The organism is Photobacterium sanguinicancri (assembly GCF_002265265.1).
GTDB lineage: Bacteria > Pseudomonadota > Gammaproteobacteria > Enterobacterales > Vibrionaceae > Photobacterium > Photobacterium sanguinicancri.
Genome location: NZ_NOIF01000042.1, coordinates 15,557 through 31,253 on the forward strand (window position 1 = coordinate 15,557; position 15,697 = coordinate 31,253).

The following is a 15,697-nucleotide window of genomic DNA, read 5'->3' on the forward strand; positions in this document are numbered from 1 at the left end:
GCGAAGGTGATATGGCTCGGTATCTTATGCTGCTGCCAGCGATATGTGACCGAGTATGTCGCGACAAATAAAAAACGGTAGCTTATTGGCTACCGTTTCTGTACTGACGGATTATCTAAAAACCGATTACAGCTTAAAGCGTGTCGTCAGGATGATTTGATCACCGTAAAGGCCATTGAATTTGCCTTCAGCACCGATTGAGAATAGTTCGGTTGCATGGAAACGACCTGTGATAGAGCCGATTACTTTGTCATCGTCGCTGATTGTTGTGTGACCAATTTTGCCGCCAACTTCAAATTGTGGACCAAGCCATTGACGAACACCTAAGTTCACTTCAACACCCATCTTGCCACCAGAACTGTTGTAACGGTCATTTTTAACATTAAGGGCTTTGATTTCACCCGTAATATCAGCCCAGTTGTTCACTGGCGCGTGGAAGCCAACACCAACATTTGCATCCCAATCGCCTTTGAAGCGCGTATCAACGCTACCTGTAATGTGCGCATTAGGGTGAATTGACATGCTGAAGCCACCACCGTAAGTCAATGGATCAATACCAATACGCGCTTCTGCGTAATCGTAGCTGAAGTTACTCATGGTGTTAGTTGCTGGTGTTTCAGCATGTGCTGCAGTCATTGTTGCTAGCACAATGCCTGTAGCAATAAGTGTTTTGCGCATGAAAAAGATTCCAAAGGCTATAAAATAGAATTCGTCATATTCTAAAGGACAAGTAATACCAATAATAGGTTTTGGACTGACTTGTTCTTCAAAATGATAATTTGGTGGTTAAATAACCACCAAATTAAGAGGGAGGGTGTGAATGCAGCCACACTTTGCGTTCATTTATCTTCCAAGCATTATGCTGCTTAGCCCTTATGAAACGCTAAGTTTGAGTTATACGCTTTTAATGAGTTCGTTACCCGATGTTTCGCCCTGAGCAAATTTGGTAATGCTATGTAAGCTTGTATCGGCAATGTTACCCAGTGCTTCATCGGTCAAGAAAGCTTGATGACCAGTAAATAGCACGTTGTGGCATGACGACAAACGGCGGAACACATCATCTTTGATGACATCATTCGATTTATCTTGGAAGAATAAGTCTTGCTCGTTTTCATACACATCAATACCAAGCGATCCAATTCGACTGCTTTTTAGTGCCTCAATGGCGTCTTTGGAGTTCAGTAGACCGCCACGACTGGTATTGATGATCATCACCCCATCTTGCATTTTCTCGAAAGCTTGAGCATTTAACATATGGTAGTTTTCATCTGTCATTGGGCAGTGAAGGGTGATCACGTTTGCTTGGCGGTAGATATCTTCAAGGCTGGTATAGATTGCACCTAGCTCAATGGCTGCTGGGTTTTCAAAGGGGTCGTAAGCCAAAATATTCATGCCGAGCCCTTTTAAAATACGCATGGTTGCAATACCAATGCGACCAGTACCAATAACACCGACGGTTTTACCGTTAAAGTTAAAGCCGGTTAACCCTTCAAGTGAAAAGTTGGCATCGCGTGTACGTTGGTAAGCACGATGGATACGACGATTCAGGCTCAGCATTAGGCCAATAGTATGTTCGGCAATCGCTTCTGGTGAGTATGCAGGTACACGTACTACTTGAATATTGAGAGCCTGTGCGGCATTAAGATCTACTTTATCAAACCCAGCACAGCGCATAGCAATAAGGCGAACGCCTGCTTTAGCCAGTTGCGCTAAAACAGGTTGTGATAAGTCGTCATTCACAAATGCACATACAGCATCAAAACCTTGCGCCATGCGCGCTGTTTGCTCTGTTAAGCGGAACTCAAAATAAGAAAGCTCAAGCTGATAATGTTGATTGATCAACTCAAAGGATTTTTGGTCGTATTTTTTTGTGCTAAAGACTGCAACTTTCATAGCGTCACCTTTTAGGAGAACTTAGATTTTGTGATAAAGATAACATTTCTCAGTTCTAGCGCAAAGTTTGTATGATGATTAACCGTCGGATAATGACAAGCGGCGATCGCTCATTGCTTGCATGATTTTTGCCGCATTTAATATGCGTGCCCACGGCATTAATTCTTTCTCGTTGTCAATCATATAGGTTGTAAGTTGTTCAATCACAATCTCTTTTAAGCTCTCACCATCCCAGGGTTTCGCAATATAATAATCCAAGCTTGCGTTATTAACGGCTTGGACGGTTTCTTCTAAACCAGCTTGTCCCGTCAGCAATACCTTGCGTGCCGATTTAGTTTCATCTTGCTGTTTTAATTCAATTAAAAAGTGAATTCCTGTTTCTCCGGGCATGATGTGGTCGCATAAAATCAAGGCTAACGGAATATGGTCGGCAATGGCGTCGGCTAATACTTCTTTGGCTTCGTCCACCGATTCCGCGGCTTCAAGGATGAAATGCTCACCTAAGGCATCAAGGTCGTGTAATACGCTGTCGAGTACTTCACGTTCATCATCAACACATAAAATCATATATTTTTTCATAGCATTTCCTTATGTGAGTGTCTTATTTGATCGGGTTCCGTTTTATCTTGATCTGTTTGACTCGACCTTGATTTGTAAGAGGCAGCTTTGTCAGGTGCTGCTTGAACAGAAGAATAGTTTTGGTGAACGGGTAAAGTAACGATCATTCTGGTAAAGGTTTCAGGTTCAGACTCGATGCGAATGGTCCCGTTGTGTTGATGGATGATTTGCTGGCAAACCGATAAACCAATGCCAAGACCAAAATTACCTTCACGTTTAGTGGTGTAATTGAGCTCAAAGACTTTCTCTTGCTGTGCTTGTGGAATGCCTTTGCCATTATCTTCTACTAAAATATCAATGCTTTGCTGGTGGCTATTGGGAGTGAATTGAGTCGTAATTCGAATCTCTCCGGGTTCTATAACCGCATCTAAAGCGTTGGCTATTAAGTTCGTCCACACCTGTTGTAACGCAATAGGTTGGCAACGTATATGTGGTAGTTCAGCATACTCTTTGGTGACATGGTGTCGCTTTAAGCGGTTTTCAAAGATGACCAAGGTATCTTCAAGCCCTTCATGCAAATCGACATCGTGGGTGTTTTCATCATCTTGCCTAGCGTAACTTTTTAAGCTTTTGACTAAGTCAGCGATACGGTGAGCACACACATTGATTGACCGTAAGAAATTACCCATCTGGTAATAGTGTTCCCATTCATCAACCACTGTTTTGAGTTGATGCTTTTGTGGGAGTAACCAGCGTTCAATGCTATCGGTGTCATCGAGGCCCATTAAAACGGCCTTGCGGGCGGTTTGCCTATCACCAAGTGTTGCTTCGAGTTGCTTGGCACGTTGTCGAGCTTCTGAAGTCGATAAGGGACGGGACTGCATTGCACGCTGCAAAATCACATTGCCTTGGGTTTGATTATCGTGATTAAGCTGTGAGTCGGTTAATTTACAGATAGTTTCTTTTAAGGTGTCGCTGCCGCGTAAAATGGCAGATACTGGGTTATTCAGTTCGTGCGCAACGCCAGCCACTAATTGACCTAACATTGCCATTTTTTCTTTGTCGATAAGTTCTTGATAGGCTTCGTCAAGTGACTTTAGGGTTTGCTGTAACCGCATTTCGGTTTTGATGCTGCCTTGTAAGCGGCGGTTAAAGTTGCGTAATAAAAGGTTGGTAAAAAGGGGGAGCAACTCGCTTTGGGAATTCATGACCTTAGTGAACAGCTGTCGATCTAATTTAATGACGTCGGTTTGGCACAGGGTAATACCAGTTGAAAATGAAGCTTCATCTGTTACAAAAGACATCCCCCCAATCAGGTTGCCAGATCCTACGCGTACCACTTCATGCTTAAAGCCATCTTCATCTTTTTTATATAACGCGACTTCTCCCCGAGTGATAAACCATAAGAAGCTATTAGCTTCACCTTCGTGGGTGAGCACATGGCCTTCGCTATATGTGCGGCACGCTTTGTGTTCATCATTGCCTTGAAAGAAGCTGTGCAGGGCATCGGTGACTTGGCTGGCGAGTGTTGTGTCATCAAGCTGATCACCGTGACGGATAAAGCCTGAGCGAAAGCTCGACATTTGCCGGTCGATATGCGCTTTTAGAATACGACGGTGATCAAGCAGTTGGCTGTATTTTAGCCAATCTTCATCGGGGTGTTTTATGACGTAGGTTGTGAGCTCTTTAATGAGGACGCGGTGTAATTCTTCACGTTGCCAAGGTTTTGTTAAGCAGTAATTAAGCCGACCTTCGTTAACCGCTTGCATGATGACATCAATTTGTGGCTTGTCATTCAACAAGACTGTTCGAGCGCGTTTAGTGACAGGGTGGTTATCTAATTGTACTAAGAAATCGACGCCGTTATCTGCACCCAAATCGTTATCACAAATCACCATCGCAGCTTGTTGGCCTTGCTGCTCAATAAAGGCCAGCGTGTCATTGGCATCGTCGATACTATCAGCTTCGACAATATCAAAGAGATCACTGAATGGGCTTAGGTCTTGCCGCAGTCGCTCGACAATGCTGGGCTCATCATCCAGGCACAAAATAACGAAGCTATTCACGATGGTATCCTTTAAAAGGGAGTTCTTTATTCAGTGTATGTTAAATGAACAGTAGGGTCTGAGAGGCTGACAACAATTTGGACGTATTACTTATTGATCCATAGAGGATTCATAGAGGTATGCAGCGGTTTGTAATACACTAGCCTCAGTTTATTTTTTACGATCAGGGATATTTATGACGCTCAAGAAAATTGGGGCAATTGGTGGTGCTATTGCGGTGGCGGTGTGTTGGCCGATTGCTGTGGGTCAAGTTGGTGAACGTATTTATTTGGATACGGTTGGCAAGTATGAAAACCCTTACGTCAAAATCAGCAACGAGAGTTATGATCGTGGCTATTTAAGCTCTGAAGCGGTATCTCGAATCGAAATAAAAGACGAGTTTAAACCGCTGTTTGAAGAAGAAGGTTTACCGTCTGTTTGGCATGTTTCGCATAAGATCAAGCATGGTTTACTGGGTATGACCTCATACAGCCAACTTGAGCTGGATGAGGGTTTACAAAAAGTTGCAGCGCAAGCATGGGGCGAAGGCGTAGCGCCAATTACGTTCCAAACTGAGACATCATTAACGCGTCATACTGAATTTAAAGTGGTGATTAACCCGGTTGCTTACAAAGATGATTTTGGTTCATCTGTATCCAGCGAACCCTTCATTTTTGATGGTGATGTAGATGGGAAAGGGGCAGGTGAGTTCCATTACCACTTGCCGCAGTTTTCGGTCACGACTACCGCAAACGAAACCATGGAAATGCTGAATTTCACGGGTGGCGGTAAAGGGAAGATGGATGGCCAGTTCTGGTTGGGCAATCAGAAAGCGCAGTTAGGCTCAGTAAAATTCATTGATAGCAATAACGATAAAGCAGTAAGCCTGACAAATATGTCAGTCGCGATGAGTAACGTGCTAACTGAGCCAGCAAAAGATGCTGAGGCTGATGAAAATACTCGCTTAACGAATGAAAACAAAGTGACCATTGAAAAGATTGTTTCTTTTGATGGTAAAGATTACGACAACTTTAACTTTGACTTGTCTTTCATTGGTTTAGATTACCCTGCGATTGCACGCTTAGGTAACATGAGCGATGACATTAACGAACAGATGACCCAAGAACAGCAAGAAGAGGCACTGTTAGCGTTAGATTTGCTAGTGGCAAAAGGGTTAACGCTCGCGATGGACGATTTAAGCCTGACGACGCCAATGGGGGATGTTCGTAGCCAAGTTCGTTTTGTGGTTAAACCTGGTTTAGCGCGCGCATCTCAAAGTGTAGATAAAATTGCTGAAAAGCTAACGGGCAATATTGCACTCGAATTACCTAAACAATTAGTTGAAATGGATCCTGCGTTGTTAGAACGAGCGACTATGATGGAGCAAGCCGAAATCGTAGAGCGCCTAGACGACAAATATGTATTGAACATGCAAGTCGAAGGCGACAAGGTGATTTTAGCTAATGGCGATCAACTGCCATTGGGTATGTTATTTATGTTGTTTATGTAATGTAGACGCATCCAGTACCTTACTGAGCAGCATTGCTTACACTGAGTTTATTGGTTAATAACGCGTTATCTCGCAAGAGATAGCGCGTTTTTTTATCTGCAAAACTTGTTGATAGATTTTGTCTATTGATGAAATACATTATTTGTATTTAGTAATTTCAGATAAATAGACGACACTTAACACATAAAGGTTAGACAACATGTTCAGGTGACGTGCTTGGATAACCAGTCGGATGCAAGGCAGCAATCGTTGATTCTTCGCATCAATTTTCAGAACACACTTCTCTGTACATAATAAGATTTAGGGGGATGCATGGAATCGTTAAAAGTTAAAGACTATATGAATATGCGCCCAGTGACTTTTGATCCAAGTCAGTCGCTGTCTGCGGCACTTGATAAGTTGTTAACGGCCAAACAAATCGGTGGTCCTGTTGTTGACGCTAATCGTCAGGTTGTTGGTTTCTTATCTGAGCAAGATATGATCCAGAAACTGATCAAAGTCGGTTATCACTGTCAAGATACACACACCGTGGGTGAGTGTATGCGAGAAGATGTATTAACCGTTTCACCAGATAGTTCGATTATCGAATTAGCCGATATCATGTCGGGACAAAAACCCAAAATTTACCCCGTGGTTGAAAGCGGTCAATTGGTGGGAGTGATCACTCGACGTGATGTACTAACCGCTATCAGTAATCAAATTGGCGCTTGTTTTCAGCATCCAGTATGATTTCGCTCAATGATTAAAAAGAATGAAAAAGGCGCACTGTGCGCCTTTTTTGTCGTTAGCGTGTTTTCTCTTTTTGAGAAAAGGACGTCATACCAATCTAGATTGGTACTAATAAAGGTAATTTAATGAGCGAACAGCACGCAAAGTTTGTCACAGGTTCACCCATGCGACACATCGCGGTGATGTCAGGAACCGGTGCGATAGGGTTAATGGCACTGTTTTTAGTCGATCTGGTCGATATGCTATTTATTAGTATGTTGGGTGAAATTGAGCTTGCGGCGGCGATTGGCTTTGCTGGCACCTTGGTCTTTTTTTCCACCTCAGCTTCAATCGGTACTTCGATTGCGATGGGGGCTTTGGTTTCACGTGCACTTGGTGCCAAGCAACATGCGAAAGCGCGAGACTTGACGATTAACGTCATGATGTTTGCTTTCATTATCTGCTGCATCTTAGTGACTTTGATGCTGTGGCAATTACCCCAGTTACTCGACATGATAGGTGCGAAAGGAAAAGTCGCCGAAGCTGCAACGTCTTATCTGGTTATTTTGCTACCAAGCGCACCCATGATCGCTATTTCAATGGCGGCAGGTGCTGCATTGCGTGGTGTGGGTGATGCTCGCCGTTCTATGATTGCTACTTTGATAGGTGGTGGTGTGAATGCGGTACTTGACCCTATTTTTATCTTTGGGTTATCAATGGGCATTGAAGGAGCTGCGATAGCCTCTGTGTTTGCTCGATTAGCCGTTCTTGTTTTCTCTCTTCACGCTGTTATCTATAAACATAACCTCGTTGCTAAACCAAGCCTCATCTCGTTTAAAGCATCTTTGGCGAGTGTGTGTGCGATTGCCTTTCCTGCCATCTTAACCAATACCGCGACACCGATTGGAAATGCGTTTGTCACCAGCCATATCGCACAGTTTGGTGAAAGCTTTGTCGCCGGTTATGCGGTTATTGGCCGAATCATGCCGGTTAGTTTTGCCTTGGTATTTTCATTATCTGGTGCGGTTGGGCCTATTATTGGGCAAAACTTTGGCGCGGAACGGTGGGATCGCATTACCCGTACCTTAAAAGATGCGTTGCTATTTACTTCGGTCTACTGCGTGTTGGTATCGATATTGTTGTGGCTAGGGCAAGACCTTATTATCAGTATCTTTAGCCTGAAAGGTGATGCTGCTTACATGATAGGTATTTTCTGTACCTTTGTTGCTGTGACTTTCATCTTTAACGGCGCACTTTTTGTTGCCAATGCTGCGTTTAATAACCTGAATCGTCCAACGTGGTCGACAGCGTTAAATATGGGTAAAGCAACACTGGGTACTATCCCATTTGTGTACATTGGGGGTGAATTAGCTGGTGCGGGCGGGGTATTGATGGGGCAAGCTGTCGGGTCGGTCTTGTTTGGAATACTGGCTTTTACTCTGGTTATCCGCCAGGTTAAAACCATGGCATACGAACATGAGCAGAAACAGCAAGAAGTTGAAATACTTGAGCCCAGCGTACCGATTACGCCGTTTTGTTCTTCTCGTACCTACATAGGACAAGAAAATGTACTTGAAGAGTCGATGACCAATGATCAAGAACAGCCAGTGAAGTAACTTATTTTTAGCAAGTTACCTTTAGCTAGACTCTTATTTGTCGGTGCCTTTCTTGAATAGGAAAGGCGCCGAATTTTCCTCTCTCGCCTTTCAACAATAGCCCTGCAGTACCTTCCTCTATCCGACACGCTAAAGCTGCAACCATAATGCGGTGTTGATATCTTAGCTTATTATTTGTGTGACAAATTAGTGTAATTAAGGTGATGTAAGTCACGTTTACTTCGATTTTGTGATCTAGATGGTTATTTGTCGTGATTTAAGATTGTTTACTCTTATTGTTCAGCGAGTTAGCTTGCAAAGTTTGATTGAAATAATTGTTTTATTTCACTTGTTTATTGATCTAAACCGGTGAAAAAACAGCAGTAACAACGCAATATAACTCTTACTACTAAAGTATTAAGTTGCTTGGTTTGATAACTATCAAACGGAGTTGACAGTGAACGCTTTTTTTCTGCGAAAGAGACGGCGTTTACAAGCAAGATTCAAATATTAGTGTTTAAGGGAATATTCAAACATGCGCCAATATCTTCGGTATATCATTCCGATCTTGATCCCTGTGATCATTTTAATGCTACCTGCGTCGGCATTTCCTGTTGAAGGAATGACTGTGATTCAGCAGCGAGTTATCGCAATTTTCTTATTGGCGGCTTTATGTTGGGTGATGGAGCCAATCCCTATCTACGCCACATCCGTTGTGATTATCGTACTTGAACTGCTATTGCTTTCAGATAAAGGTTTGTACTTGTTCCGCTTGGATCATGGCCAAGAGCACTTTGGTGAATTGCTTTCTTACAGCGATATTATGGCTACATTTGCCAGCCCTATTATTATGCTGTTCTTGGGTGGTTTCTTCTTAGCGATGGCGGCAACCAAATACCGCCTCGATGTTAACTTGGCCCGCGTATTACTTCAGCCTTTTGGTCATCAACCCAAATATGTGATGTTTGGTTTAATGCTGATCACGGCTATTTTCTCTATGTTCATGTCGAATACGGCAACAACCGCGATGATGCTGTCTATTCTTGCGCCAGTGATTGCGTTATTTGGCGATCGTGATCCAGGGAAGATTGCTTTTGCGTTGTGTATTCCTGTTGCAGCAAACATAGGGGGTATTGGTACCCCGATTGGTACCCCTCCGAATGCGATCGCCCTTAAATACCTCACTGGCGAAAATCTGATTACCTTTGGTGAATGGATGATGTTTGGTGTGCCCTTTGTCGCGATTTTATTAATGTTCGCATGGGTTTTAATTAATAAGTTATACCCAGCAAAACAAGAGAAAATTGAATTAACCATTAAAGGTAAATTCCTTAAAACACCGAAAGCGATCACGGTTTATGTCACGTTCGCCCTGACGATTATTCTGTGGCTAATGGGCTCGACTCACGGTATGAACTCTTACACTGTTGCGTTAATTCCTGTTGCTGTGTTTTCACTAACGGGCATTATCAATAAGGAAGATTTAAAGAAAATTTCTTGGGATGTCTTGTGGCTAGTCTCGGGTGGTATTGCTTTAGGTTTGGCACTCGATCAAACGGGCCTTGCTCGCTTGTTGGTACATAGCATTCCGTTTGATGATTACTCTCCGTATGTTGTGTTAGTCGGGGCGGCAGTGCTGTGTTTGACCATGGCGAACTTTATGTCTCATACCGCGACAGCGAACTTATTGATGCCGATTATGGCAGCACTAGGTACATCAATGGCGAGTTTGGTGCCATTGGGCGGAGAAATAACCTTAATTTTGATTGTGACGTTTGCTGCCTCGTTGGGGATGTCTTTACCTATCAGTACTCCACCGAACGCATTAGCACATGCGACGGGCCATGTTGAAAGTAACCAAATGGCGCGTGTGGGGGTGATTATTGGTGTGGTTGGTGTTGTGATGAGCTTTGTTATGGTTTGGCTATTGCATCTAGTGAACTTCATTTAAATAGCTTTGCGATTATCACAGTTTGGCGCAGAAAAATGCGCCAAACTGACGATTCAGTAATGCTGGTCTGGTGACATCTGGAGATAACGGCTGCTATGGCAACAACAATATCAGACATGATGAATAACGACATGATAGCGCAAAACGGTGTGCCCAAAGGGATGCACCGTCCAGCTGCGTTACAGCGTATTATTGATGTCTACTTTCAGGAAACAAGCCGCACCAAAACGGTGAAATCCGGTACGCAAGTGCTTAAACAAGATGGCTTTAATGATCGTCTGTATTGGGTAAAAAGCGGTGAGCTTTCGGGGTATTTAAAAGCCGATAAAAACGATCTGACCACCAAAGTCTTCAGCGTTGAGCCTGGGATGTTCTTTGGTGTGCACAGTTTTTTTGCTCAGACCCAGCAAGCTTCAACTACCGTTATCGCCGAGAAAGACAGTGTACTCGCTTGGATTGATTTAACGACACCCGCAGTTGATGTCGAGCAATATGGTTCGCTCAGTGAACAGTTTATGCCTGTTATGGTGCATGAATTGGCACAGCGACAAATGTTAACTGGACTGCAAGCGATAGAAAAAGAAAAGGCCCTGCAAAAGCTTTATGCTGCCGAGCAAATGACAACGCTTGGCCAGCTTGCGGCAGGTATTGCCCACGAACTAAATAATGCCGTTGGTGTGCTAAGTAGTAAGACTGAAATTGTTCAAGACGCAATTTGTCAGTTCTTGGAAGAAAACAAACCCCATGCAGCTCCTTTTATTGATTTAGGGATTTGTGAAGGCCAATCCAATACATCAGCACAAGTTAGGCAACGAGCCAAAGAGTTGCAAGTAAAGTATGCGCTTAGTCGAGATCAAGCCCGTCAACTTGCAAGGGCGTTGCCCCAAGGTGATGTACCTGCTTTATGGCTTGATAACATAGATGAAGCGTTGCAGTACTGGGATGTCGGGCGAGACTTGCACGACATGCGTATTGCGGCCAAGCATGCCGCTAATATTGTGCGTTCAGTGAAACAACTGGGCGGTAGTGATCAAGATTATCAATCTGATGTTGATGTAAACGACACCATTCATAAATCACTGGCATTGTTGCAAAGTAACTTACGTCGGGTGAACGTTGTTTTGCGCCCAGCAGTATTACCCGCCATTACGGCCAGCTCGACTGAGCTCGTTCAGGTTTGGGTTAATATCATTAAAAATGCGTGTGATGCCATGGAGCAAACAGATGCACCAACCATCGAAATTATTACGCGTTATTCAAAGAATCGTTTGATGATTACCATTAGCAATAATGGACCAATGATTGACGAAGCGACACGCCGGAAAATATTCCAACCGAACTTCACGACCAAAAAAGGCGGTTTGTCTTTTGGCTTGGGGCTAGGGTTGTCGATAGTACAGCGTATTGTTCATAGCTACGGTGGAACGATCGCGTTAAAAAGCGATGTAGATAAAACCAAATTTAGAATCAAACTGCCAATAGTTTAGCAATTTGTAAGGAACGGTTATGGAAAAGTTGAACATCATCTGTGTGGATGACCAAAGGGAAGTATTAAGCGCCGTACTGAAAGATCTCGCCCCATTAAATGATTACTTTCATGTAGAGGATTGTGAATCTGCGGATGAAGCGCTAGATCTCATGGATGAACTGGATGCCGAGGGTGAATATATTGCACTTGTGATTTCAGATCATGTTATGCCGGGTAAAACTGGGGTAGAGTTACTGACTGAAATTTCTCAAGATGCCCGTTTTCGTACAACGAAAAAGGTACTATTGACTGGGCAAGCTACGCATCAAGATACCATAGCGGCAATTAATCGGGCGCGAATCGAGAGTTACTTTGAAAAGCCATGGAAAGCCGATGTGCTGCTTACAACGGCACGTTCGCTGATTACAGAGTATGTATTTGATACGGGCTTAGATTACCAGCAGTGGACCGATATTCTTGATAATACAGTGGTATTCAGGCGGTTGAGCTAATCACGTGACAGGCACAAGATATCCTCTTGTGTTCAAAACGAAAGAAAGCCTGTTCATAGCAGTGAACAGGCTTTGAAGAATATCTTCTAAGAAAAAGCAGTGGCATTATATAAGACCTGCCAATGTGCAAAATGTTCCCATTATTTCCACAAAATATTTAATCCTTTTATTCCCCTACTGTTTTTACTCATCTCTTTTGGCTCGAATATTCTAGCCACCCCTTCGCAATGCTCTCTACCTCTAAGTTTGAATCTATTGAAGTATCTTATAATCAGCAGTATGTGCATTAGGTATCATTGGAACTGTGAACGCGAGAGCCGATATCAAGTGTTTAATACTTGTTAAAAAACATGATGAGATGTAAAGTTCAAACATGTGTTTAATACAGGTGAATGAAAATGGCAGTGAAAGGAGAAACAAAAGGGCGAATTCTGGATGCCGCTGAACTGCTGTTTGCGGAGCATGGTTTTAATGAAACCTCGTTACGTACTATCACCAGTAAAGCAGGTGTTAATCTCGCATCGGTGAACTATCACTACGGTGATAAGAAAACCCTTATCCGCGCGGTGCTTGATCGCTATTTAGAGCAATTTGTCCCTGTCTTGATAGAAGAGCTTGAATCGCTTCATTCTCGTGATGAAATCACCATGGAAGATGTATTTCATTGCATCAAGCGTCCTTTGGTTCAACTAGACGATTTTCGCCCATACGGTGCGAGTAATTTCATGTCGTTAATTGGCCGAGGTTATACCGATGTGCAAGGTCATTTACGCTGGTTCATGATTACGCATTATAAAGAAGCCTTAAATTTGTTCACGAGTGCAGTGTGCCGCGCCAACCCCTCTCTGGATCCTGAAACTTTGTTTTGGCGTTTGCACTTTACCCTCGGAGCATCAGTATTCACTATGGCGTCGAGTACCGCGCTTCGTCAAATTGCAGAAAATGATTTCGCTCGCAAAGTAACAACCGCAGATCTTATTGATAGCTTGGTGCCATATTTGGCGGCAGGCGTCGCAGCACCTATTGAACAAAGCTTGTTACTTGTGAGTGATGAGCAAAACGGAACTCTGTAATGCCTACATAGATATAACAAAATAGTCGATTATCGATAAATGAAACAAAAGGACCTGAAAAATGAGCACTTTAACAAATTTGCGTCAACGCTATCTCAGTGAGCCCGCTTTTAAGATGTTTAAGAAAGTGCTACCTCCACTATCGGATACCGAGCGAGAAGCGATGGAAGCGGGTAGTGTTTGGTGGGATGGTGAACTCTTTGGCGGTTCCCCTGAGTGGAATACGTTACTGAATTACCCAAAACCTCAGCTCACGGATGAAGAGCAAACATTTATCGACACCAAGCTTGAAACCTTGCTGGCGATGCTAGATGACTACAAAATTGTACAAGAAGACCGAGACTTACCACCAGAAGTATGGGAATACCTGCGCAAAGAGAAATTCTTATCACTAATTATTGGTAAAGAATATGGCGGGATGGATTTCTCAGCGTTGGCAAACTCAACCATAGTGACTCGAATCGCCACGCGTAGTTTGAGTGCGGCGGTGTGTGTCATGGTACCTAATTCGTTAGGCCCTGGTGAATTGCTCTCACATTACGGTACGCAAGAGCAAAAAGACTACTGGTTACCGCGCCTATCAAATGGTGATGATATTCCATGTTTCGCGCTCACTGGCCCAGAAGCGGGCTCGGATGCTGGCGGCATTCCTGATCAAGGTGTGGTTTGCTACGGTGATTACCAAGGCGAAGAAGTGTTGGGTATCCAATTAAACTGGGATAAGCGTTATATCACGCTTGCTCCTGTTTCTACCGTGCTTGGTCTTGCATTTAAGTTACAAGACCCTGAAGGCTTGTTGGGCGATAAAGCTGACTTAGGTATCACTTGCGCATTAATTCCAACTGACCATCCGGGTGTCGAAGTTGGTATGCGTCATGATCCGCTTAATATGGCCTTCATGAACGGGCCTACACGTGGTAACGATGTATTTATTCCTATGGACTGGATTATCGGCGGCCAAGATTTTGCAGGTCGAGGCTGGCGTATGCTGGTGGAGTGCTTGTCTGCAGGGCGTGGTATTTCATTGCCAGCACTAGGCGCTGCGGTAGGGCATATGACGGCTCGTACCACAGGCGCTTACGCGTATGTTCGTAAGCAATTTGGCATGTCGATTGGTAATTTTGAAGGTGTTGCTCAGGCAATGGGCCGTATTGGTGGCTTTACTTACATGCTTGAAGCATCACGTACCTTGACGACAACGTCGCTCGATCAAGGAGAAAAACCGGGTATTGTGACAGCCATTGCTAAGTATCATATGACGGAAATGGCACGTACGATTCTTAATGACTCGATGGATATTCATGCTGGTCGTGCGATCCAAATGGGACCTAAGAATTACCTAGGCCATCATTACTTCGGTATGCCTGTTGCTATCACCGTTGAGGGTGCCAATATTCTTACCCGTAACCTGATGATCTTTGGTCAAGGGGCTACTCGTTGTCATCCCTTTGTCTTGAGTGAAATGGAAGCTGCCGCTAACCCTGATGCAGAGCAAGGGGCAAAAGAATTTGATGCCTTATTAGGTAAACACATCAGCTTTGCGATTGGTAATGTATCTAAATCCTTGCTGAATGCCTTTACTGGCTCACGCTTTAATAAAGCGCCAGTCAGTGGTGAAACGGCGGAATACTATCGCCATCTATCTCGAATGAGCCGTGCACTCGCTGTTGCAGCGGACTTCTCTATGTTGAGTCTTGGTGGTGAGCTGAAGCGTAGAGAGTTAGTATCGGCGCGTTTGGGTGATGTGTTGAGTCATCTGTATCTAGCATCTGCAACACTTAAGCGCTTCGAAGATGAAGGCCGTCAGCAAACTGATTTGCCGATGGTGCACTATGCTCTTCAGCATTGTTTGCATAAGTGTGGTGTCGCGTTTGATGAGGTAATGAACAACTTCCCTCGTAAAGGGATTGGTCGTTTATTACGTACTTTATTGTTCCCGTTGGGTATTCGCTACCAAGCGCCAAAAGATGAAGTGACCATTGAAATTGCACAGCTACTTATGACACCAGGAGCGCATCGCGATCGCTTAACCAAATTGTGTTATGTCGGTGAAAAAGATGGCGACCCGATTGCAATTATGGAGCGTGCATTTATTGCACTTCAAGATGTGAAAGATATCGATCGTAAATTGATCAAGGCGATTAAGGCTGGCGATATTCCTCGAAAAGCGATCCTGAGTGAGAAGCTGGATCTTGCTCTTGCATCAGGGCTTATCACTGAGCACGAGGTCGAGAAGATGAACCATGCTGATGCACTTCGCCGCCGTGCCATTTCGGTTGATGATTTTGCATCAGAGGAGTTTACTCGTCTTACACTTGAATCTGGTAAAGCTGCGTAAAGTAGATTGAGATGAAATACTGAGAATAAAAGCCACGGTACCGTGG

The 15,697-nt window shown here is 43.8% G+C and carries 12 protein-coding genes; 8 read left to right on the plus strand and 4 right to left on the minus strand.

What is annotated here, in order from left to right:
• Positions 1-126: 126 nt before the first annotated feature.
• The 4 genes from ASV53_RS08970 to ASV53_RS08985 all read right to left on the minus strand — a co-directional run bounded on the left by ASV53_RS08970 (position 127) and on the right by ASV53_RS08985 (position 4,517).
• Positions 127-678, minus strand: a complete 552-nt coding sequence (locus ASV53_RS08970) for a hypothetical protein (RefSeq protein WP_048900212.1) — start codon at positions 676-678, stop codon at positions 127-129.
• A 216-nt stretch (positions 679-894) separates the two neighbouring features.
• The gene (locus tag ASV53_RS08975) at positions 895-1,893 is read right to left on the minus strand and encodes a 2-hydroxyacid dehydrogenase (protein ID WP_094956843.1); all 999 of its coding nucleotides are present in this window, start codon (positions 1,891-1,893) and stop codon (positions 895-897) included.
• Between the two features lie 78 nt (positions 1,894-1,971).
• Positions 1,972-2,472 carry a response regulator gene (locus ASV53_RS08980; RefSeq protein ID WP_094956844.1) on the minus strand — a complete coding sequence of 167 codons (501 nt, stop codon included), beginning with the start codon at positions 2,470-2,472 and terminating at the stop codon, positions 1,972-1,974.
• Positions 2,469-4,517, minus strand: coding sequence for an ATP-binding protein (locus ASV53_RS08985; protein WP_094956845.1), 2,049 nt, complete (start codon positions 4,515-4,517; stop codon positions 2,469-2,471). The genes ASV53_RS08980 and ASV53_RS08985 overlap by 4 nt, the downstream gene beginning before the upstream one ends.
• Before the next feature lie 175 nt (positions 4,518-4,692).
• Between ASV53_RS08985 and ASV53_RS08990 the strand changes: the two genes are divergently transcribed.
• From ASV53_RS08990 to ASV53_RS09025, 8 genes are all read left to right on the plus strand, one after another.
• Positions 4,693-6,006, plus strand: coding sequence for a DUF945 family protein (locus ASV53_RS08990; protein WP_062690766.1), 1,314 nt, complete (start codon positions 4,693-4,695; stop codon positions 6,004-6,006).
• A 312-nt stretch (positions 6,007-6,318) separates the two neighbouring features.
• A complete protein-coding gene (locus ASV53_RS08995; RefSeq protein ID WP_094956846.1) occupies positions 6,319-6,735 on the plus strand; it encodes a CBS domain-containing protein in 417 nt (138 codons plus the stop codon).
• A 125-nt stretch (positions 6,736-6,860) separates the two neighbouring features.
• On the plus strand, positions 6,861-8,330 hold the full coding sequence (locus tag ASV53_RS09000) for an MATE family efflux transporter (protein ID WP_094956847.1): 1,470 nt from the start codon (positions 6,861-6,863) through the stop codon (positions 8,328-8,330).
• Positions 8,331-8,844: 514 nt separating this feature from the next.
• On the plus strand, positions 8,845-10,260 hold the full coding sequence (locus ASV53_RS09005) for an SLC13 family permease (protein ID WP_062690768.1): 1,416 nt from the start codon (positions 8,845-8,847) through the stop codon (positions 10,258-10,260).
• A 161-nt stretch (positions 10,261-10,421) separates the two neighbouring features.
• Positions 10,422-11,747 carry an ATP-binding protein gene (locus ASV53_RS09010; RefSeq protein ID WP_094956850.1) on the plus strand — a complete coding sequence of 442 codons (1,326 nt, stop codon included), beginning with the start codon at positions 10,422-10,424 and terminating at the stop codon, positions 11,745-11,747.
• Between the two features lie 19 nt (positions 11,748-11,766).
• Positions 11,767-12,240 carry a response regulator gene (locus ASV53_RS09015; RefSeq protein WP_062690769.1) on the plus strand — a complete coding sequence of 158 codons (474 nt, stop codon included), beginning with the start codon at positions 11,767-11,769 and terminating at the stop codon, positions 12,238-12,240.
• A gap of 398 nt (positions 12,241-12,638) precedes the next feature.
• Positions 12,639-13,313 carry a TetR family transcriptional repressor PsrA gene (psrA, locus tag ASV53_RS09020; RefSeq protein WP_062690770.1) on the plus strand — a complete coding sequence of 225 codons (675 nt, stop codon included), beginning with the start codon at positions 12,639-12,641 and terminating at the stop codon, positions 13,311-13,313.
• A gap of 61 nt (positions 13,314-13,374) precedes the next feature.
• Positions 13,375-15,651, plus strand: coding sequence for an acyl-CoA dehydrogenase (locus tag ASV53_RS09025; protein WP_094956848.1), 2,277 nt, complete (start codon positions 13,375-13,377; stop codon positions 15,649-15,651).
• Positions 15,652-15,697 lie beyond the last annotated feature (46 nt).

Coding starts and splice junctions, on each gene's coding strand:
- ASV53_RS08970 (WP_048900212.1), bottom strand. CDS start 678: ATGCGCAAAACACTTATTGCTACAGGCATTGTGCTAGCAACAATGACT.
- ASV53_RS08975 (WP_094956843.1), bottom strand. CDS start 1,893: ATGAAAGTTGCAGTCTTTAGCACAAAAAAATACGACCAAAAATCCTTT.
- ASV53_RS08980 (WP_094956844.1), bottom strand. CDS start 2,472: ATGAAAAAATATATGATTTTATGTGTTGATGATGAACGTGAAGTACTC.
- ASV53_RS08990 (WP_062690766.1), top strand. CDS start 4,693: ATGACGCTCAAGAAAATTGGGGCAATTGGTGGTGCTATTGCGGTGGCG.
- ASV53_RS08995 (WP_094956846.1), top strand. CDS start 6,319: ATGGAATCGTTAAAAGTTAAAGACTATATGAATATGCGCCCAGTGACT.
- ASV53_RS09000 (WP_094956847.1), top strand. CDS start 6,861: ATGAGCGAACAGCACGCAAAGTTTGTCACAGGTTCACCCATGCGACAC.
- ASV53_RS09005 (WP_062690768.1), top strand. CDS start 8,845: ATGCGCCAATATCTTCGGTATATCATTCCGATCTTGATCCCTGTGATC.
- ASV53_RS09010 (WP_094956850.1), top strand. CDS start 10,422: ATGCACCGTCCAGCTGCGTTACAGCGTATTATTGATGTCTACTTTCAG.
- ASV53_RS09015 (WP_062690769.1), top strand. CDS start 11,767: ATGGAAAAGTTGAACATCATCTGTGTGGATGACCAAAGGGAAGTATTA.
- psrA (WP_062690770.1), top strand. CDS start 12,639: ATGGCAGTGAAAGGAGAAACAAAAGGGCGAATTCTGGATGCCGCTGAA.
- ASV53_RS09025 (WP_094956848.1), top strand. CDS start 13,375: ATGAGCACTTTAACAAATTTGCGTCAACGCTATCTCAGTGAGCCCGCT.